Source organism: Paraburkholderia aromaticivorans, from assembly GCF_012689525.1.
Lineage (GTDB): Bacteria > Pseudomonadota > Gammaproteobacteria > Burkholderiales > Burkholderiaceae > Paraburkholderia > Paraburkholderia aromaticivorans_A.
On record NZ_CP051514.1, the window covers coordinates 390,561 to 411,737 of the forward strand.

13 protein-coding genes and 2 pseudogenes are annotated in these 21,177 nt (G+C 58.2%); 10 read left to right on the plus strand and 5 right to left on the minus strand.

Annotated features, from left to right (window positions below):
• Positions 1-168 precede the first annotated feature (168 nt).
• On the minus strand, positions 169-1,191 hold the full coding sequence (locus tag HF916_RS01780; protein ID WP_168787491.1) for an IS30 family transposase: 1,023 nt from the start codon (positions 1,189-1,191) through the stop codon (positions 169-171).
• Between the two features lie 978 nt (positions 1,192-2,169).
• On the opposite strand from HF916_RS01780, the gene HF916_RS01785 reads away from it, so the two are divergent.
• The 4 genes from HF916_RS01785 (at position 2,170) to HF916_RS51850 (ending at position 6,071) form a co-directional block, all read left to right on the plus strand.
• Complete coding sequence (locus HF916_RS01785) at positions 2,170-2,628, plus strand: sugar transferase (RefSeq protein ID WP_168787590.1); 459 nt, start codon at positions 2,170-2,172, stop codon at positions 2,626-2,628.
• Positions 2,612-2,797, plus strand: coding sequence for a sugar transferase (locus tag HF916_RS51365; RefSeq protein WP_168787591.1), 186 nt, complete (start codon positions 2,612-2,614; stop codon positions 2,795-2,797). The genes HF916_RS01785 and HF916_RS51365 overlap by 17 nt, the downstream gene beginning before the upstream one ends.
• 174 nt (positions 2,798-2,971) lie before the next feature.
• Complete coding sequence (locus HF916_RS01795) at positions 2,972-5,311, plus strand: YjbH domain-containing protein (protein WP_168787592.1); 2,340 nt, start codon at positions 2,972-2,974, stop codon at positions 5,309-5,311.
• A gap of 19 nt (positions 5,312-5,330) precedes the next feature.
• Entirely contained in the window at positions 5,331-6,071 is a 741-nt protein-coding gene (locus tag HF916_RS51850) for a carboxypeptidase regulatory-like domain-containing protein (RefSeq protein WP_168787593.1), read from the plus strand.
• A gap of 519 nt (positions 6,072-6,590) precedes the next feature.
• Here the strand turns inward: HF916_RS51850 and HF916_RS01805 are convergent.
• Together HF916_RS01805 and HF916_RS01810 are read right to left on the minus strand one after the other, a co-directional pair.
• Positions 6,591-7,622, minus strand: coding sequence for an IS110 family transposase (locus HF916_RS01805; RefSeq protein WP_168787386.1), 1,032 nt, complete (start codon positions 7,620-7,622; stop codon positions 6,591-6,593).
• 157 nt (positions 7,623-7,779) lie between these two features.
• A pseudogene (locus HF916_RS01810) lies at positions 7,780-8,995 on the minus strand (RNA-guided endonuclease InsQ/TnpB family protein).
• A 22-nt stretch (positions 8,996-9,017) separates the two neighbouring features.
• On the opposite strand from HF916_RS01810, the gene tnpA (HF916_RS01815) reads away from it, so the two are divergent.
• Positions 9,018-9,434 carry an IS200/IS605 family transposase gene (gene tnpA, locus HF916_RS01815; protein WP_168787594.1) on the plus strand — a complete coding sequence of 139 codons (417 nt, stop codon included), beginning with the start codon at positions 9,018-9,020 and terminating at the stop codon, positions 9,432-9,434.
• A 441-nt stretch (positions 9,435-9,875) separates the two neighbouring features.
• Entirely contained in the window at positions 9,876-10,064 is a 189-nt protein-coding gene (locus HF916_RS01820) for a hypothetical protein (RefSeq protein WP_168787595.1), read from the plus strand.
• A 523-nt stretch (positions 10,065-10,587) separates the two neighbouring features.
• On the opposite strand, the gene HF916_RS01825 is transcribed toward HF916_RS01820, so the two are convergent.
• Both HF916_RS01825 and tnpA (HF916_RS01830) read right to left on the minus strand, forming a co-directional pair.
• Entirely contained in the window at positions 10,588-11,178 is a 591-nt protein-coding gene (locus HF916_RS01825; RefSeq protein WP_168787596.1) for a phosphatase PAP2 family protein, read from the minus strand.
• Positions 11,179-11,334: 156 nt separating this feature from the next.
• Positions 11,335-11,659 (minus strand): annotated as a pseudogene (gene tnpA, locus HF916_RS01830) (IS200/IS605 family transposase); the annotation flags it as partial.
• Between tnpA (HF916_RS01830) and HF916_RS01835 the strand changes: the two are divergent.
• The 4 genes from HF916_RS01835 (at position 11,649) to HF916_RS01850 (ending at position 21,156) form a co-directional block, all read left to right on the plus strand.
• Positions 11,649-12,098: a hypothetical protein gene (locus HF916_RS01835; protein ID WP_168787597.1), complete on the plus strand. Its 450-nt coding sequence runs from the start codon at positions 11,649-11,651 to the stop codon at positions 12,096-12,098. The pseudogene tnpA (HF916_RS01830) and the gene HF916_RS01835 sit on opposite strands and share 11 nt — an antisense overlap.
• 2,593 nt (positions 12,099-14,691) lie before the next feature.
• On the plus strand, positions 14,692-16,053 hold the full coding sequence (glmU, locus tag HF916_RS01840; RefSeq protein ID WP_168787598.1) for a bifunctional UDP-N-acetylglucosamine diphosphorylase/glucosamine-1-phosphate N-acetyltransferase GlmU: 1,362 nt from the start codon (positions 14,692-14,694) through the stop codon (positions 16,051-16,053).
• A 60-nt stretch (positions 16,054-16,113) separates the two neighbouring features.
• Entirely contained in the window at positions 16,114-17,931 is a 1,818-nt protein-coding gene (glmS, locus tag HF916_RS01845) for a glutamine--fructose-6-phosphate transaminase (isomerizing) (protein ID WP_168787599.1), read from the plus strand.
• Between the two features lie 2,292 nt (positions 17,932-20,223).
• Complete coding sequence (locus HF916_RS01850; protein WP_168787600.1) at positions 20,224-21,156, plus strand: helix-turn-helix domain-containing protein; 933 nt, start codon at positions 20,224-20,226, stop codon at positions 21,154-21,156.
• Positions 21,157-21,177 lie beyond the last annotated feature (21 nt).

Consider the following 21,177-nt stretch of genomic DNA (forward strand, 5'->3'; position numbering starts at 1 on the left):
CCCAGCACTTCCAGTTCATTGCGAGCCGCCAGCTGCTAATTCCCGGCGCCACCGAGATCAGAAACCATCGAAAAGCTCCGAAATGACGAGGTCACCCGACAGATAGTCAGGACCCCATGCATTCGACTCATGGCTAGGCGGTTTCAAGGGTGAAGCGCAACAGCGGGATTAATGTTTAGAGCCTTGAGGTTGGCTTGCTGATGCAAGGGTCGCGGCGAAGACCTCGAATGGTGAATGGAAGTCGTGAGTCGCACGAGGCCGGCTGTTCAGACTGTCGGCGATGGCGTCGAGTTCGTCCTGACTGTAGACAGAAAGGTCGGTGCCTTTGGGCAGATACTGTCGCAGCAGCCCGTTGGTGTTTTCGCAGGTGCCCCTTTGCCATGGACTGTGCGGGTCGCAGAAGTACACCTGCACGCCGGTCGCGGCGGTGAGCTCTTTATGGCGCGACATTTCTTTGCCCTGGTCGTAGGTGAAGCTCTGCCGTAGTGGCGCGACAATCGAATTGAGCTTGACGGAGAAGCCCGCCAGCGCCGACGCTGCGGTGGCATCTTCCATCTTTGCGAGCAGCACCAGGCGGCTGGTCCGTTCGACCAGAACGCCTACCGAGGACTGGTTGCCAGCCCCCTTGATGAAGTCGCCTTCCCAGTGTCCAGGCAGCAGCCGGTCCTCGATTTCGGGCGGCCGCACATGAATACTGACCATGTCCGGAATCTGTCCGCGTCGGTCTGTGCCCCGTGTGCGCGGCATACGCGTGCTGTGACCATGGCGCAGACAGGCAATGAGCTGTCTGCGCAGTTCGCCGCGCGGCTGGGCGTAGATGGCCGTGTAGATGGTTTCGTGCGAAACCTGCTGGGTCGGGTCAGTCGGATACATACGCTTGAGTGTGCCCGATATCTGCTGGGGTGACCATTTCCACTCGAGCAGGGTAAGAACAATGCGCCAGCAAACGCTTTGCAGGCAAAGCTTTGTGGGGCGGCGGCCCGCGCTGCGGCGTGCGGCGCGGAGCGCTTCAGCCGGCACCGATGCGTAACCCGCAGGAGAGCTGTTTCGCGTCAGTTCACGGCTAACGGTGGCCGGCGAGCGCCCGAGTATCCGGGCCATGGCCCGGATACTCGAACCCTGTAGATGCAGGCTTGCAATGATGAGGCGCTCTTCAGGTTGAAGTTGCTGGTACTGAGTTCTTTCGTGCATCGCAACACCTTATACGAAACGGTGTTGCACTTCAGATTTGAGGCCGCCCTATATCAGGTATGGCATTTTAATCAAGAACCGGAATTGATTCAACAAACTTGTAACTCACGACACCGCTATAGGCAACTGCTCCCGCGTGTAGGTCTTTTCAAAGAAGTGCATTTTCTTGATTCATTCCGACAATACCTTGTCATGCGCCGCCCCAGCCTTATGATGAACTGTATAAGGCCTCATACTCGCTCCATCTAGGACTATTTGAGGGGGAGTCGATGGCGAGCTTGTATCCCTCAACGGTTTATCGGCAGGTCCGCCTGTGCCGCTTTTTTACGTTATGAAGCAGGTGCAAGCGGGACAAAAAAATTTTGTTGCGTTAAGCCGGAAAACTAGGTTTCGGGGCTGCGAAATATGCTTGTGCTGCTCAATGGAGAAGGCGCGAAAAAGCCTTGCGCAAGGCATCGTCTAGGTGCTGACGCGCCTGCACTATCAGCTCAATGTGATGCTGCCGTGCGTGCGGTGGTATCTTGGCTACTCGCTTAGTTCGTTAGTTTTGAGTTGGAAGAAATGATAGCCGGGCGTGGTATCGAGGCCGGTCATCCGACGGTGCTTCGATGGATGTCTTCCGCACAGCACTAGTACTCCTTGACATAATAAGTATTCCTTACATATTAGACTTTGTTTTGACAAATTTAGGTTGCCCCCGACAGAACAAAAAAACAACTCCTCTTTTCTCTTTGCGAAATTACTTGACCGCTACAAGGAAATCCCACATTGTTGTTTAAGAATTTTCACTTTGTCTAGTCTCGCACTGGATGTGAAATCTAAGTCTTTTTTAATTGCGTATTCCCGCGCGTACCGAGGCGATGTTTTCTTGCGATGAACATGATGGTCGAAGTGCGAGAGACCTGAGCGCTTGAGGCGAACACAAGTTGAGCAGTTCGACAAAAACGTTTGGCGGGAGAAGCCAACGCGGAGAGAAGAATGGATGTGCAGCACGGAAGAACGCGACCGGCGTTGCCAAACCTGCTTGCGGACTTGCTGGACGTGATGCGCGTCATCCGCGGGGCACTGGCGGCATCGCACGAGCGATCTGAAAGTTTCACACAACGCCGTATCGATACCGCATTGGGTGCATTTGCAGCAGTTTTACGATGGTTCTGCTCGACGTTTTCACGGCCATTGCTCACTGTGCGGAAGGGTAATGCCTCGGATAGTCGGTCGGATATCCCGGCCGCGCTACTTATTACGATTGCGAGTAAGCTCAAACTGTCTCCGCGTGGACCGATGCTTTTCACGCAGAAGCGCAACGGTACGGATGGACGTACCTTCCGGCTCTACAAAGGTCCGCTCGACGCGTGCTCATGTCGTAAGAAATGGGGCGTCGTGAAACAGGTCACGCTGGGAGACCCCGGGTATTACACAAGTGGGTGCATTTCTTAGGCGTCCCGGCTTGGATGAGTCGCCGCAATTTCTCCGAGTGCTGCGCAGCGATACGTCCGTGGCAGGGTCGCGGACTGATTCGATTCAGCACGACGAATTCTATCCGAAAGTGGTGGACGGCTATATCCATTGGTGCAGGATTAAACCGGGAATCACAGGACGGGAATAGATCAACGAATTCAGAGGAGAGACAGACCAGATCGAGAAGATGCAAGGACGCGTCGAACACGATCTGTAATACCCGCGCACTTGGTCGCTCTGGCTCGGCATGCGCATTGTCGTGGCGACGAAAGCAATGGTTCTGGTTCATAGCAACGCTTACTGACACCTCCATACAAAACACATGGCAATGAAATTCCGCGGGCAACAGCCCCGACAGGCGCTGAGCGCGCTGGCGCTTGCTGCGGTTCTAGCGTTCTCCCCTTCCGCGCAAGCGACCGACCCTGCACTCAATGCGCTAGGCCAGGCCGGGGGTTTGGTGATTCCGTATGCGTTTTCGCTGCCCGAAGGGACGGTGGAGGCGCAGTACAACAACTACATTGATCCGCGCTATGGAAAGCAGGCTACGGGTACGAATATGTACTGGGGGGCGGTGGGCCTGCTGCCTTATGTGGAATTGTCAGGTGGGCTGGCAGACTACTTTCCGATGCGTCATCTGATGGCGGACGTTAAAGTAGAAGTACCGAAGTTCTTCAGGTATCAGCCGAGCATCGCATTCGGTGCCACCGACATTGGTGGTCGGACACACTACTTCCGTTCAAAATATGGCGTGGTATCGCAAGCTTTTGGTCCGGTGACATTGACCGCGGGTTACGGCCGGGGCGATCGCCTCGATGGCTTTTTCGGCGGCGCCCAAGTCTCGCTGTGGAATACGGGGTTGTCGCTGCTGGCAGAAGACGATTCGAAAACGCCTTATGCCGGCGTGCGCTATCAGTCTCCGCGGATTAGTTGGCTAGCCGATGCGAATGTGATCGGGACGTTCACGCGGTCGATCCGTTCGACGGATGGTGTGTCGCCGCGCACGTCGTTTTCAGTAGCCGTTCAGATCCCGCTGGGCAAACGCTTTAGCAGTGCGCGTTGTGAAAGCGGGTTGTGCGAGGGGCCACAAGTGCCAGCGGCCCAGACAACGGATGCCGGCGATGACGGTCCGATCCGCCTCGCCAGCCTGCAACCGGTGGACACGCGCGCCGCTACCAGTAACAACACCGCGCTGGCCGCCGCGCCGATTACGTATGTGCCGCCGCTGCAGTCGTATGCGTCAATGATGTTGAGTGACGTGACTGCGGCCAAAGCGTCGGACGCGCCGTCTCCCGCCATTGCGGAAGCGCTGGATACGTCCGCGCTCGACGAAATCGCCGCGCAACTCTTTGCCGCCGGCCTTGAGCGTGTGCGTGTGGGGATGAGCGGCCGCGATCTGGTGATCGAGTACGAAAACCATCGTTACAACCAGAACGAAGCCGACGCGCTCGGCATTGTGCTTGGCGTAGCGAGCGTGAATGCGCCGCACGGTACCGACAAGATTCACGTGGTCATCAAGAAGGCCAATGAGCCGTTAGGCGAAGTCATTGTCGATCGCAATGCGTTTGCACAGTTCGTTGAGGGCGGCGCGCCGGCGGCCGCAAGCGCGTCACTGACGATGCGTACGCGCCCGACATACGACGCGGACTCGATCGCATGGCACGGCAACGACCACACACATGGGCTGACGCGGATTCAGATCGAGCCGGTCCTCAGTTACCTTTACGGCACCGAGCACGGTGTCTTCGATTTCTCGCTTGGCGCGAATATTGAAGGATTCGTTCCGCTGTGGCGTGGTGCGGAGTTGTACGCGAGCTATATTGCACCGCTCTACAACACGAAGAACATGGACGAAGGCCACGTGTTCAGCGATTACCGCGTGCGCGGCGGCCTGAATGCGGTCGCATTGGCACAAAGCTTCTGGATCATGCCGCAGGTGTTCAACGTGGCATCGATCGGCAAGTTTGATTATTCGTATATTGGCGTGCAAAACGAAACCACGGTGTTCGTCCCGGGGCGCCCCGATCTGATCCGTTTGCGGCTCGCCTATTTGCACCATGAGCCGGGTCATGACGAACTGCCGAGTGAGAAGAATGCCGAGTTGACTTACCGCTGGGTGCAGCCGTCCTGGAAGCTGTGGATCGAAGCAGGCGTGGCGCGCTTTGTCGGCGGAGACAAGGGGCCGGTTGCCACGCTGACACGCTGGTTTGACGACGTATCGGTGAGCCTGCATGGCGAGCACAGCGGACAGGGCACGTTTGTGGGCGCGGCAATCAGCTTCCCGCTGACGTTGCGCCAGGGCATGAAGCCCGGGATCAGCCAGGTCTATGGCTCTGAACAGTTCGGGCTCGATTTCCGTACGCGAGTGGGAACGACGAATTACCTGTCGGCCGGTGCAGCTGAGAACATGGCCTTCCCGTATAGCACGCAGCAGTACCTGCTGAATCAGGGCCGCTTTAGCGGCGAGTACTTCTCGACGCAGCTTTACCGGATGCGTGATGCGTATCTGCGTTATGAGCGGCCTGGTAGTGACGGAACGAAGCCGAAGCCGCAAGTCAGTGTGTCTGCTGTATCGACGGGCGCCGCGCTTTCACATGGCGTCTGCGGAAGCGGTTTTCAGGGTGTAAGCAACGGACGGGCATTGGTACCGGTCAATTGTGAATGACTTTCTTTGGAGATAGGCGATGAAGCTTCTAAACGGCGCTACGCTGCGCACGCTACAGTTCGGATCGATGGCTCTTGCCACCAGTGCGCTGGTTGCATGCGGTGGCGGAAGCAGTAACGGCAGTTCGCCGGGCGCGACAATAAGCGGTACGGCCGCGGTGGGCGCGGCAATGGCCAACGCAAGCGTTGTACTGACTTGCAAGAACGGGGCGGGCAGTGCGACGGCTAACGCAAGCGGCGCGTATTCGGCGACTTTTCAGTTTGACGGGCCGTGTGCGATTACTGCGTCGAGCGGCGCTACCGCGCTCCATTCGTTTGCGGCTGGCGCGGGCACGTACAACGTGACGCCCTTGACCGAATTGCTTTTGAGCTATCTGGCTGGGCAGCTTGGAACCACGGTTAGCGGGCTGTTGTCGGGAATCTCGAACAACACAACGTTTCAGAGCGCGCTGTCCAACACTACGGTAATCGCAAACGCACAGGCGGCCGTAGCCCAGCAGATCAAGACCCTGTATGGGATAACGCTTTCGTCATCGTCGTTCTTGACGGTGTCGTTCACGCCAGGGCAGCCCGGTGCGGATGCGGATCTGGACGCGTTGAAGACTGCTGGCGCGATTACCGCGAATGGTCAGCCGGCGGCGTCGTTGATTACCGCCGTGACGGCGGCGGGGAAGGCTGCCCCGATCTCGGGCGGAAATAATGGCGGAGGCACCACAGGAGGAACCGGTGGCAGCGGTGGAACTGGAACAACAACCAAATAGGCGCGTTGTCCAGAAGCTGAAAGCGTAGGCGTGCGGCCGGTCTAGGCGTGGAACGGAGACAGACCGGCCTGCCCATCACGTAATCCGTTAGGCTCGAGTTCTCGACGACCACGAGCGAAGGAAGGTTTGCAAAAGTCCCGGCGTTGTCGTGCGGGGAGTTTATCTTGCGAGCAGCATAATGGGTGAGGTGATGGCGCAACTTCGCCCTGGTCTGGATCTGTCAAGGAATGCACGCGCAATCGGTATTTTTGACATCCTTATATGAACACCTCCCGTTCCGCAAGGCAGGGGGTTGATGTTTTGGCTAGCAGAAGCGGTTGCAGTCTTATATCCGACCTTCATTGCGAGACGGTGCCCGCTGGCCTTGATGGAATCTGCTGGAAACGACCTCATCTCCCACGGCGGGCTTCACGCCCATGGACGTCATCAGGTTTGCGTTTCCACGGTCCGACCTGGTTTGCCATCACACGTTACCCTTGCTCTGCGCAACTCCTGTGTTCAAAGACTCATCGTTTCAATCTATACCGCGACGGCTGGTCGCTCGCTCACAAATTCCCGCTCATAAGACCGGTTATGCGCGAGCAACGCCCACGCCGTTCGTGCCATCTTGTTGGCCAACGCGACCACCACCACATTGACCGGACGCCGTTTCAGCAACGCTTCTACCCACTGGGGACGTTGTTTGGAATGGGTCACGACCATTCGCGCGCCATGGATCAATAGCTGTCTCAGATAGGGGTCACCCCTTTTGCTGATGCCGCCGAGTCTGACGTTGCCCCCAGTCCCACTCTGACGGGGTACCAGGCCGATACTCGCCGCAAATGCGCGTCCGGAGCGAAATGCCTTTGGCGAGCCCATGACCGCAACAGTGGCTGTGGCTGTCAATGGACCCACGCCGGCTATGTCATCGAGCGTTTTTGCCTGGGGACTGGATTTCAGCCACTGCAGATTTTCCCGCTCGGCTTCGTCAATCCCCTGCTCGACCTGCTGGAGCTGTTCGAGCTGACGCAACAACGCCCGCCAGACAAGCTGCGGCACGACCTCTTCTATCTCGGCCATACGTGCCTTGAGCTCATTCATGAGCGCCTTGCGGCCATATCGGAAGTACAGTCCATATTCCGCAAGCAACCCGCGAATCTGATTGGTTTCGCGGGTTCGTGTCGCCACCAGGCCCGACCGGATGCGGTGCAGGCTCAGGATGGCTTGCTGGTCTACGCTCTTGATCGCCACAGTTCGCATCCCGGGTTGCTGGGCCGCCGTCCAGATCGCCTGGGCGTCTGCCGCATCCGTCTTGTTGGTTTTGACGAACGGACGCACGTATTTCGCATGCAACAACACCACCTGATGTCCGAGACTCTGGATTTTTCGCGCCCACCAGTGCGCCCCTCCGCATGCCTCCAGCGCCACCTTTCCTGGTGCCCGGGTTGCGAGAAACCGGATCAGCTGTTCACGACGGAATTTTCGACTACAGATCTCGCCACTTTGTCCATCTACCCAGTACATTTGAAACACGGCCTTTGCGATATCCAGACCATATGTCGTAGCATTCATTTGGGCTCTCCTTACCTCAAGTGACTCGTGGAACTTTCACTTTGGCACATCGATGCCATCGGTCAAGCGAGAGCCCCTTTCGGCCCTGGCACTTCCCCGAGGGGAGGGAGGTGTTCATACCATCTCCCCGCCGTGAACGGCGGGGATTCTACAGCGCTCAGGCCGCGATGGCCTGAGTCACTTCGGCGGGTTCCTGCTTCTTCGAGCGGCCCGACTGCACCGTCTCCACAGGCTAACAAGCGCTGTCCGCGCTCTAAAACATTGATCGCGCCGACGTGATCGGCGTTTGCTTCGTGTGCGCAGCGAACGCACGCGAACAGGGCTTGCGTCTTGCGGTTCCCGGCTGAAATATGCCCGCATGACGGGCACGTGCGGCTCGTGTTGGCAGCAGGGACGGCGACAAAGAATCCGCCGCGCCACGCCGTTTTGTACTCCAACTGGCGACGAAACTCGAACCAGCCCTGGTCCAGAATCGCCTTGTTGAGGCCCGACTTGGCGCGGACATTGCATCCCGGCGCTTCTGCGCTGCCCTTTGCTGACCTGGACACGTTGCGCACCTGCAAGTCTTCGACGGCGATCATTGCGTGGTTTTTGCTGATCGTGTTTGATGCCTTGTGCAGGAAGTCGTAGCGGGCGTTCGCGATACGCGCGTGGATGCGGTTCACGCGGGCCTTCGCCTTTTTCCAGTTCGAGGAGCTTTTGACCTTTCGGGCCATGCGCCGCTGATACTTTGCGAGCCGCTGTTCGTGCTTTTTGAAACTTGCGAGCGGCGCGATGAACGTGCCGTCACTCAGGGTTGCAAAGCGGGCGATACCGACATCGACGCCAACGGCAGACCCCTGCGGAACCGGCTGCTCTACCTCGCGGCGCGTCAGGATCGAGACATGCCACTTTGCGCACCTGCTCGATACCGTGACACTGCGCACGTCGCCGAGCACCATGCGGCTGTTGCGATAGCGGATGAAGCCGGGCTTCGGCAGCGATATGCGGCCGTTCTCGCGGTCCAGCCTGATTTGTTTGGGGTCGGGATAGCGGAAGCTGTCAGCCGACTTCCCCTTGCGCTTGAACTTCGGAAAGTCCGCGCGCTTGGCGAAGAAGTTTTGAAACGCGCGATCGAGGTCGAGAATCGCCTCGTCTACCGGATGACGCGGAGATTCCGCAAGCCACGGGGTTTCCGCGCTGTTACGCCATTCCGTGAAGCACTTCTTCATCGCAAACTTGCCGATGAACTTTCCGCCCGCCTCGTGGTTTTCCCTCTGGAACGCCAGCGCCTTGTTATAGACGAACCGGCACGCGCCTGCGAACTGGCGCATCTTGCGCGCCTGTTCGCCGGTCGGCATGAGTTCGAATCGGAAGGCTTGAAGTCGTTCCATAGCCAGAAGTATATTTTGGTACATGGCTGCTAACAATGACCTTCGACACGGACGCCACTGCGTTTTCTTAATGCACGTCCATTTGGTCTTCGTGAACAAGTGCCAGCGCGGCGTCTTCACGAAAGGGATACTGGACGACATGCGCGTCGTGTTTGCGAGTGTGTGCGCCGACTTCGAAGCCGAGCTAGCGGAGTTCGACGGAGAGGACGACCATGTGCAGCTTCTGGTGAACGACCCGCCCAAGGTCGCTGTGTCGGCACTGGTGAACAGCCTGAAGGGCGTATCGAGCCGCATGATTCGCAAAAAGAACTACCCGAGCATCCGGCGCAAGCTGTGGGGCGATGCGCTTTGGTCGCCGTCCTATTTCGCCGGTAGCTGTGGCGGTGCGCCGATCAATGTCATCCGCCAGTATATCGAGCAGCAGCGGACGCTGCACTAAAGCCGTCAAAGGACGGCTGCGCCGTCCGCGCTATCCTTCCTCCCCCTGAAGTGGGAGGGTTGTCGCGCACTTGCTCAATTCAGTTGCCAGACCCGCGTTAGCCCGAGCACCACCTGACTTAAGCAGCTTCCGGTGACCGGCAACTGAAATACACCCCTCACGTATCGCCAGCCAGAATACCTCATTGAGCGCGTCGCTCTCGTTGCTCCCTTTGCTCGTCGTCGAACTCGCGACTGACGCCAAGCCTCACAGGCAGTTCGCTGATCGCTTCCGATCGCGCTAATAACGAAGTGGATCGACAGCTCATTTTGTCAGTCTGGTACAAGCGAATGTCGGAATTGCCCAAGGATGCTCGGCGATAATTTGGGCGTCTGAGGCATCTCGGACACACTATTGCGCATGAGGCTCAATATGCCGTGCGCGCCGGCCGGTAACCAGTTCATGCACAAACAAGACATTCAGACAATTGTCGATGCCGCTTTCGAAACCGCCGATACCATTGTCGGTGCGCGAACGTGGAAGACTACCGAGGATGCTAGCGCGATGCACGATCTGATCTTCTGGGACATGCTCGCCAAGTACTTGCCCGACATTTCGATTGCCGACGTGCAGCGTTTTCGCCCATCTTAGTGCGGCGGGTCTTCTTCAGCCTGATGCATCACAGGGAAGCGTAAACGTACGGGAGCTTCTTACCCAGATCCCCTGAAGCGCGGGAAGGCCGCAGGTTTCTCGAAGAAGTTCCTGTATGCCCGTTCGAGGTCTTTAAGCCTACGTTGTAGCGGGCGGACGCGCGCATCCTCGAGCCACGGCGCCTCGGCGCTGTTGCGCCACGCGGTGAGCAGTCGGCGCATCTCCGCGTAGCTCCGGCGTTTTCCCCTGGGCACACCGCTCTATCTGAAGTGCCACGCCTTTGTGATAGACGAAGCGGCGCATATCGTGCTACGGGTCGACGTTTGGCCCCATTTCGAACACAAAGGCTTGGAGTCGCGACACCGGCCGTGCGCCTCACCCCATCGCAATCGGCGCGCCACACGCTTCGCTGCCTGGCGGATTTTCAGTGAGACCGCCCAGGATCCCTCCGCTTTCTGAGCAAGCGTTGTCCCTCCGCTATTGCGTCGCGAACAATTTATGGTGATAGCGCCCGCCGGACTAATTAGAAGAAGGACGCCATGCCGGCCATTGCACGGGCGCATACGCTGGGAGAATACTTATCAATCATCGCCTGAATTGGCGCATGGTGTCCGTACGCCACAGTGGTGACCATAAGAAGCCCGGCGGCAGTGACTGCCGGCCGGAACATGCGGGCCTTGGAACGGGCCAGTGCGCGTACAAAAAGTGCGGCGATCGCTCCACCCAGCAGCCACCCCGCGACGACCTCGGGAACCGTATGGGCGTGATCGAAGACTCGCGCAACTGCAGTCAACATACCGACGACGAGGCCGGCGACAGCGCCGACCCGAGCATCGCCCCCTGCGCTCCGGAAAAGTAGCGCGAGAGTGACGGCCCAGACAGCTGTCGACAGCGTCGTGTGGCCGCTAATTACACGAAATCCGATCGATGGGATCTCGACTCCGCATCCGGCATACAGTATCTTGGTGACGCCGACCAGTGCCATCCCAGCGGCGAGAAGCAGCATCCAGCGGTTGGCGAACTCCCGGCTCGAAAGCTTCAGCCAGATGGTACACGTGATGGCGACGGGCAGGGTCAACGCGGCATCGCCGAGGTTGCTGATTGCGTTCCACATAGTTCTGCTAGATCAGGGAGGAGAGCGCTGCAGTTTAACTCATTGGTATAGCGCGAATACGGGCAGCGGCAATTTTGATCCAAGTGCGCGGCAAGCTCCGTCGCTCACGGCGGGGAAGGAAAGCGCGGACGCCGCAGGCCTTCCAGGGGTTTAGTGCTACGTTCGCTGTTGCTCGATGTCTTGGCGAGTCACTGAGATGGGCGCCCAGCCGGAGCTACCGGCGAAAATAGGACGGCGACCAAAGCTCACCACCCCACAGTTTGCGCCGTATGCTGAGGTGGTGCTTCTTGCGGATCATGCGGCTCAAAACGCCCTCCAGGCTGTTCTCGAGCGCCGAGACGGCGACTTTGGGCGGGTAGTTCACCAGAAGGTGTACGTGGTCGTCCTCGCTATCGAACTCCACCAGTTCGGCCTCGAAGCCGGCGCACACGCTGGCGAATGCCACGCGCAGGTCGTCGATGATTTCTTTCGTGAACTGCCTCACAGAATGGCGCCACAGCGCTGGTACGCCGTGGCTCAAGGATGCGCCGGTCCATCCCCAACGGCAGGCACTGAAGGATCTCGATCGCGCGTTCGTCAATTTCTTCGAGAAGCGCACTGCTTTCCCCCGTTTCAGGCGCAAAGGCATGAGCGAGTCGTTTCGCTATCCCGACGCCAAGCAGATCAGGCTGGACCGCGAGAACGGTCGCATCTTTTTGCCGAAGCTCGGCTATGTCCGCTACCACAACAGCCGCACTGTGCTCGGCAAGGTCCATAGCGCGGCGATATCGCTGCGCGCGGGCAAGTGGTTCGTCTCGATTCTCACGAAGCGCTACTCACCTGAATCAGTTTGCCTACCCGTTGACGTCGACAGCTTCCGGCCAAAGGCATCGCAGATCACGCCATTTCGGTCGTCCACGAGTTTGAGATCAATTTATTAGAATAACGTGTCGGAGTGCAAACGTATTCGCGGTTCCACATCAAGAAAAAAGTACCGACACACCGTGTCGGCACAAATCGTTCCGGCGTTTCCGAGGACAGCTGCCGAAACGGAGAGAATGAAATACTACCAAATGTGATTACTTGAATTCGGACATTTTCATGTTGCTCTTGGCCAACGTTAGGCGTTATTGAATAGAGAATAAACTGGATCAAACATCCTGGCGTTTGCAAATTTCCAGACGTTCGAGGTCCTCGGCATAACTAGCCGTGTCATTCTGTTTAGTGCGGACAGTGATCGATGCCCCAGCTTTGCGTCGTGGCCGCACTCGGGCCTACAGGGCGTTACCGGAAAAAACGCTCGTAGCGTTGCACAGCAAGTGCGCCATAGCTGCACCGGCTATAGCATGTGATTCTCAGCAAGATAAGTAGGCCATGTTTTGCTATGACTTCGGTACGACGGTCTAGCTGAGTATCGCAAGTGACTAAAAATGCCTGTCTTGCTGGTGGCACGACGCGGGCAGAAGGTTGATGGTTCGGAGCGGCTGTGAAACGGGCTCCTCAATATGCGACATCATCCATGAATGTATCGAACGGCGAGACTATTTGGCTAGGCACAGCGGTCGTATCGCCAACTTCTGGCGTAGTGAGTTCGCAGACAGACATGATGATGTTCGCCCCTCTCAGGATGGAGCTTGCACCAGATAAGGTGAGCCGCAACGATGTGTCTCCCGTGAGGTCGTTTGTCTTTGTCGTAGGCCTTCAGCGCCGCAGCGTAAACGATTGCGATGGCCAGTTTGTTGCAGCACTTCAAGTGCCGCGCTTATGGCGAGCGGAAGCGGTTTAGCGACCGTTGAGTCCGTTTGTGCGGTCGCATCGAAAGTGCGCCCGGCAGGTAGCTTCCGCAACTCGTGGCATGGGCCAAGGAGAATTTGGTGTCGGAAACCGGCAAGCGGCGTTCGAGGGGCAGGGAACTGGAAGCCTGACTATTCTTACCGGACCGCGGGCCATAGCGAAAGGGGCAGGGTGACCATGGGCTACTACGGTACACGTTAGTTTTCCCTACCTACGAGAGACTAGACGCTGAGATCCGTGGGGTCTACTCGCCGCAGCAACATCCATGGCAGCGGCGCGGAGCCGGGCCGTCCGTGTATTCGCAGGCCGAACTCAATGTCGGGGCGAGACGACTGAATGAGCGTCCGAGAAAGACAAGTAACCTAACTAAGAAAGCAAGTCGAATGATTTAATCAAACGATTGCATGCACCAGTTAAATCCGCATTCGTATGGGTTATTTTTGCCGGAGCAGTTTTTTCTTGATCCATTCCGACAATACCTTGTCCTGCACCGCCCCCCACTTCTAGCCGACTTTCCAAACCCTCATACTCGCGCCACCTCGGACTATTTAAGGGGAGTTTATGGCAAACTCGTTTCCCTTAAAGGTCTTTCAGCCCCGCCGGCCAGTCCACCGGCAGGGCTCTTTTTCCCCGTTCAAGCAGTGGCAACAGATCTAAAGGTTTTTGTCGCGCTAAGGCGGAAGGTATCGTTCGGACAGGCAGATATCCTTTGGCCCTCCGGTTGAAGAAGACGCAAGCGCCGCAAAGGAGCCTTGCGTTAAGTAATGCCTAGGTTCTGAGGCGCTGGCACCATCCCACCGGTGCGATGCTAACCGTGCGCAAGGCGGGTGCGTTGGCTACTCGCTCAGTTTTCGCAATTTGGAGGAGTTGATCGCCGGTGGACATCATGCCGCTCGGCTGTTTGAGAGAACGTTCCGCCGTCGCAGGCGATCCGTGCACGCGATTGGCAGATGGACGAGCGTGTGTGACAAAAGCAAGCGCGAGCTTGCGGTGCCGTCTTGGCGATGGCAGCAGGCCCGCGGGGCAGCGTTCAAGCGGCGCCGCATTCTTGCGTTTAAAAGAAGCGGTGGTGAGCGATCGGGGAGAAGTCACCGCGGAAGGATGACAGAGACGCGTTGATCTGCATGTGCGAATTGCGCGGCCATTTCAGGGGAATTTCTCCGTTGTTTTCACCACCGCCCAGTCGTTTGGTTCGTGCTCGATGTGTGAGATTTGAATGTTTGCATTGCATTTTCAACCCGTGGCGGGGAAATATTGCTGCCGCGAAGAGCATGGTGATTTGTAATGCGATAGACCTTAACTGTTGAGGGGAGTACAAGTGGAACAGGTTGACAAGAAACCTTCATCGTGAGAGACCGGCGCGAGGATGCGAATGGATAAGGCGAGTTTGAACAGCGAGCAAACGATACCGGCGTCGCAGAGCCTGAACGCCGTTGCATCGACCTGCTCGGCGTCTCCAAGGGCGCACGCCGCGCGCACGTGAAATCCGAAGATTTCACGCAAAGCCAATCTATACGGCGTTCGTCGCGTTAGCTACTGCTTTGCGCAGTTCAGCTGCCCTGTCCCCGATAGCTTTGGCACACGGTGTGGAACGGCAATCCTACATCCGCTGTTTAAAATGATATCCCTTCTAATCCATACGTTATCCTCTGTATATATGAAAAACTCGCCATCACGAACAATCTGCACGAAAAGCGGTGATCGAATCGCCAGCTCCAGACAAATCTGATTGTCGACGCCATGAACATCGTGATTTTGGCGGCAGGCACCGGCAAGCGCACGCGGTCCGCGCTTCCCAAGGTGCTTCATCCCCTGGCTGGCCGGCCGCTCCTCGCTCACGTCATCGACACGGCTCGCACGCTCAAGCCCACGCATCTCGTGGTGGTGATCGGCCATGGCGCCGAAGCCGTGCGCAAAGCCGTTGCCGCGCCGGACGTGCAGTTCGCCGTGCAGGAACAGCAACTCGGCACGGGGCACGCGGTGCAGCAGGCGTTGCCGCTACTCGATCCGTCGGCGCCCACGCTGGTGCTTTACGGCGACGTGCCGCTCACGCGCGCTGGCACGCTGCAGGCGCTGACCGAGCGTGCGGGGCAGGGCGGCTACGGCGTGCTCACCGTCACGCTCGCGGACCCGAGCGGCTACGGCCGGATCGTGCGTGATGCACAAGGCAAGGTGGCACGCATCGTCGAGCAGAAAGACGCGACGCCCGAGCAGCTTGAGATCGCCGAGATCAACACCGGCATCATCGTCGCGCCGACCGAGCGTCTGGGCGGCTGGCTTGCCGCGCTGAAGAACGACAATGCGCAAGGCGAGTTCTATCTGACCGACGCGGTCGAGATGGCGATCGAAGCCGGACTCGAAGTCGTCACCACGCAGCCGGACGACGAGTGGGAAACGCTCGGCGTGAACAGCAAGCAGCAGCTTGCCGAGCTCGAGCGGATTCATCAGCACAACGTGGCGGATGCGCTGCTGGTCGCGGGCGTGACGCTCGCCGATCCGGCGCGGCTGGATATGCGCGGCACGCTCGAATGCGGTCGCGATGTCTCGATCGACGTGAACTGCGTGTTCGAAGGCCGCGTGACGTTGGCCGACAACGTCACCATCGGGCCGAACTGCGTCATCCGCGATGCGAATATCGGCGCCGGTACGCGCGTCGACGCCTTCACGCATATCGAGGGCGCCGAAGTCGGCGCGAATGCCGTGCTCGGACCGTATGCGCGGTTGCGCCCCGGCGCGTCGCTGCACGACGAGTCGCACGTCGGCAACTTCGTCGAGGTGAAGAACGCGGTGCTCGGCCATGGCTCGAAGGCGAACCATCTTACGTATATCGGTGATGCGGATATCGGCGCGCGCGTGAATATCGGCGCGGGTACGATCACCTGTAACTACGACGGCGCGAACAAATTCCGCACGATCATCGAAGACGACGTGTTCGTCGGTTCGGACACGCAACTCGTGGCACCTGTGCGCGTGAATCGCGGTGTGACGATCGCGGCGGGCACCACCGTCTGGAAGGATGTCGAAGAAGACATGCTGGTCCTGAACGATAAAATTCAAACGAGCAAGCCGGGCTATATACGCCCGGTCAAGAAGAAAAGTTGATGGGCGTGACGCGCGCGCGGAGCGCGCTCCCTGAAACCCAGCACTGAAAAGGAATAATCCATGTGTGGCATTGTCGGCGCGGTTGCGCAACGTAATATCATCCCCGTCCTGATCGAAGGACTGCGTCGCCTCGAATACCGCGGCTACGATTCGTGCGGCGTGGCCGTGCTCGGCGACAGTGGGCCGCGTCGTGCTCGCAGCGTCGCGCGCGTTGCCGATCTGGACGAGCAGGTGCATGAGAGCCACCTCGAAGGCATCACGGGTATCGCCCATACGCGCTGGGCGACGCACGGCGCGCCGGTGACCGACAACGCGCACCCGATCTTCTCGAAAGATGCACTTGCGTTGGTGCACAACGGCATCATCGAAAACTACGAATCGCTGCGCGAAATGCTGCGGTGTAAGGGCTACACGTTTGTCTCGCAGACCGATACAGAGGTTATTGCGCACCTGATTCACAGCCTGTATCGCGGCGATCTGTTTGCTGCGGTGCGTGAAGCCGTCGCGCAATTGCATGGCGCGTACGCGATCGCGGCGCTGCATGAGGATCAACCGCATACGGTGGTCGGCGCGCGGCAAGGTTCGCCGCTGGTGGTGGGACTCGGCAACGGTGAGAACTTCCTCGCTTCGGATGCGTTGGCGCTTGCCGGTAGCACCGAACGCTTCATCTTCCTGGAAGAAGGCGACGTCTGCGAATTGTCGCTCGAAGGCGTGCGTATCGCCGATCGTGACGGCAACGAAGCGCAGCGCGACGTGCGCCAGGTCGCGGCGTATGGCGGGGCGGTCGAACTCGGCCCGTATCGTCACTTCATGCAGAAGGAAATTTTCGAGCAGCCGCGTGCGATTACCGACACGATCCCGCAAGCCGATGCATTCGACGCGTCGCTATTCGGCGAGGGTGCCGACAAGGTGTTCGCGGATATCGACAACCTGCTGATTCTCGCGTGCGGCACGAGCTACTACTCGGGACTGACCGCAAAGTACTGGCTCGAATCGGTCGCGAAGATTCCGACTCAGGTTGAGATTGCCAGCGAGTATCGCTATCGCGAGTCGGTGCCGAATCCGAAGTCGCTGGTGGTGGTGATCTCACAGTCGGGCGAAACGGCCGATACGCTGGCGGCGCTCAAGCATGCACAGTCGCTGGGGTATAAACATACGCTGGCAGTGTGCAATGTCGCTACGAGCGCGATGGTGCGCCAGACGGAATTGTCGTTCCTGACCCATGCGGGCCGTGAGATCGGCGTGGCGTCGACCAAAGCCTTCACGACGCAGCTGGTTGCGCTGTTCGTGCTGGCCGCGACGCTTGGGAAGCTGCGTGGGCAGCTGAGCGCGGAGCAGGAAGCCGAGTATCTGAAGCAGCTGCGCCACTTGCCGGCGGCGTTGAATAGCGTGCTGGCGCTGGAGCCGCAGATCATCGCGTGGTCGGAGGAGTTTTCGCGCAAGGAACATGCGTTGTTCCTCGGGCGCGGCTTGCATTACCCGATCGCGCTTGAGGGCGCGCTGAAGCTCAAGGAGATTTCCTATATTCACGCAGAAGCGTATCCGGCTGGCGAGTTGAAGCATGGGCCGCTGGCGCTCGTGACGGAAGCGATGCCGGTGGTGACGGTGGCGCCAAATGACGCGCTGCTGGAGAAGCTGAAGTCGAATATTCAGGAAGTGCGCGCGCGGGGCGGTCAGCTTTATGTGTTCGCGGACGCGGACACGAAAATCGTGAATGACGAAGGGCTGCACGTGATCCGGATGCCGGAGCACTATGGCTTGCTGTCGCCGATTCTGCATGTGGTGCCGCTGCAGTTGCTGGCTTATCACACGGCTTGTGCGCTGGGCGCGGATGTGGACAAGCCCCGAAACCTTGCGAAATCTGTCACTGTCGAGTAACAAAGAACCCTTAGGATTCTCCAATTGAATGACGGGAACACGAACACGTTGCGGGATTTCCCATACATGGTTTGCTTGTATAAAACATAAGCATTCCTGGTAAATCTGTTTGGATTTGGCTAACCTGTGTTTGGATAAACTGGGCTATGCAAATCAATCAAATAGCGTTGGTTATCCCGCGCATTAAGGTTGTAAATTTCCCGGTCGCGGCAACACGACTCGACAAATATGTTTGTGAAATAGCGCCGTCGCCACGTAGCTAGTCACTGCTCGAGCGAACTTTGCATCGACGTGTGCGCACTACCGTTCGACGCGGACTTCGCCAACGTGGCCAGTAACTAGAAGAAAGGCGTCGTCGAGAACGACGTGCAGGACAGCTACCCCGACAACCTATACGCTTAACCACAATCGAGTCTGTATCGCAGCGTCTCCGCCCCGGCTCAAAATTTACTCGGCGCGCGCATCTCCCTCGGGCAGTCAGCGATTATGAGTGGCCCGCACCGGCGAGTCGGCCGGCGTGCCCAGCGCTTGTGCGCGTGCCATCCGCGCCATCGGATCCGCTTCGCGGTCGGCCACATACCCCGGGTGCATGGATGGCCGCGTCGCTGCCACTTCGGCATACGCCTATGGCCCCAAATCCGGCACACGCATTCGGTGGAACCGCCACGCTTGCCGGATTCGACTTTCTTCTCGCGTGCCCATATCCACGCATCGTGAGTGCCCACCAGCTTGCCGTCCGGCGTGATTGCAAAGGATGTGCGCAGATACACATTCCGCCGGCGTCATGGTTCAGCGGGCCGAGTGCGGCCCTATCGATTGGGGCAATCGCAGCGTATGCGAGCAGGACATCCTGAGCGGGAATTTTCAGGCGACGGTGCGGCGCTTTACTGATAACGAGAGGCCGGCTCTGGCGCTTCACGACGCGAGCGTGTTCCTATATGAAAAAGAGCGCACACACCAAACTTGCCAGTTGCGCCAGTTGTACGAAAACGCTGCTGAAAGTCGAGGCCGCTCTAACCCAGGCTCGCAAAGCCGCGTCCCGTCGCATGCCAGTCTGGCGTTACAACCTCGGGATCGGCGTTTGGGCTGACAGCCATCAAATTCTGGAGTCTGAAAGAGCTCAGGAACTTCACGAAGTTGAAGCGCACGGTCTCCACGCGCGTACCAATCGAGAAGGAAGGGAGTGGCTGCGGGCTTGAGAATCCTTCCGCGGTCAACGGAACGTCTCCGCAATCCGACCGCTACGTACATACCAGTGCAGGGAGAGCGACACCTTTTAACTGCTTTGCACTGCCTAAGAGGATGAAATGCTTTTTTTGATGCCCATGCCATAACAGGCTAGCTGACTGGCGGCGGACATACCCTTGCAGACGAGATGTCTGAGGTGCAGGTCAAGGGATTGCGTCGGATCCCGATACGCAACTCGGGCGTGCGTCCGCGGCAAGCGCTCCTGGAAGCCAGATATCGGCAAGCCGGTTGAGGAGCATGATCGCCATCTTGTGCATCTTCTCATGGGCGCTCCTCTGCCAGACCGAGTCCAGCCGCTGCGTGCTGCATCCGCCATCCCAAACGGTGCTTGCACACACAAAGACCGAACTCCTCGAACGACTCGCCGAAGACACGGCACGCATTGCAGAGGCGCCCCGCTGTTACTCGGTCTCATCAAGCTCGTGCAACTCGGAGGTCATCTCGCGCGAGCCAATGATCCCTTCCCTCACAGAACACCGCTATCTGGCGAGCTATGCATAGTTCCATGGCCCTGAAGCGCGGATATTGGCTAACCCGCGGGAACTGCGGGCAATAGCAAGGATCCGGCCGAATCAGACAAGCTCGGCGCTACTCCATTGAAAATAAACGCGTTCTTCCGCGAACTCTTGGATTATGAGACGTGCATAACCGGCCGCGTCATTCGCCATGATCCTGTGTATGTACGCCACAGTGATGTGCGTCGGGGGAGTTCCAGTCCCAGGAACAATTTATGTTTAAAACACGCGTAAATGCATCGAAATGTAGCGGAAACCACGGGGGCAACACCTCTCCGCATCCCGGACTCGATCATTCTTGCGCCGTGTTCGTGGCGGCATTGCGCTGTGCATATTCCGACAAAACATTGTGAATTGATGCCATTGGCGAAAATTGCCTAGTCGAAAATGTACACTTCGTCGCGTTCAGAAAAACACGATGAATTGCCGTTGAGAGAGCGGTTTTATGCAAACACAAATAGACCTTAGAGGGCAGTGGGGAATAATGGATCAGCGTGCGTTGGTCGATTCGCCTGGGCCGGCAGTTAGTGTGGCGATCGTACTATGCGACGGCTTCTCGTTACTTGACGTCAGTCTGGTTGCCGAGGTGTTTCGGCAAAAAAATGAGCTTTCGGACGCTGCGCACACGATTGACAGGCGTGCTTCGGTCACGATGCTTTCCTCGCGCGGGGGCTACGTTACGGACTCGGAATCGGTCCGTATCAGAACCGATGCAATAGACGAGCACCTGTCCGAACATTTCGATGGCGTCTTCGTTTTCGGCGGGGCTCCTAAGAAAATAACCTCGATCGACCCGGCGGATCTTCGTGCTTTGCGCAAGGTGCTTTTGAATGCCAACCTCGTTAGGTGGAGTGACCAGGGGTGGGGGATGATCGCGGCTTCTGGTTACGAGCCAACTTCAGAAGGTTGGAGGGGTAGGTCCCAACAGAGTGAGAAGAAACACAGCTCCGCGCAAAATGATAGGTCGATCGCAGGGGCCGGCACGAACGGCTTACTTGCCGCCGCGTTATCGTTTATTCCGGCGGGTCTTTGTATTCAGATCGCCGATCGAATCAGTCGCCATGTAGTTGCGCCCAGTCTCGATCTCTCGAGTTTCGATGAAGACGCGCTCAGCGAGGTGAGCGTGGCGGATCGAATTCATGCGTCGGTGCAATGGCTTCGCAAGAATTGCAGGCGTTCAATCTCAGTAGCGCAAGCTGCGGAGGCGGCTGGAATGAGCGAGCGAACTTTCCTGCGCCATTTCAAGCATGTAACGGGGAGTACTCCTTCCGAGTTTCTCCTCGATGCTCGATTCGAAATGATCTGTCGACTTCTCCGCGAAACCACTCTTCCAGTCGATAAGATTGCGCGGCGCTGCGGGATGGGCGGTGGTGAGCATGTCTCGCGGGTTTTTCGCAGGCGGTTGTCGCAGACGCCAACCGAATATCGAGCGGCCCATCGGGCGACGGATAGCTCGGCCTAAGAGCTAAATCGTTCACTTTTC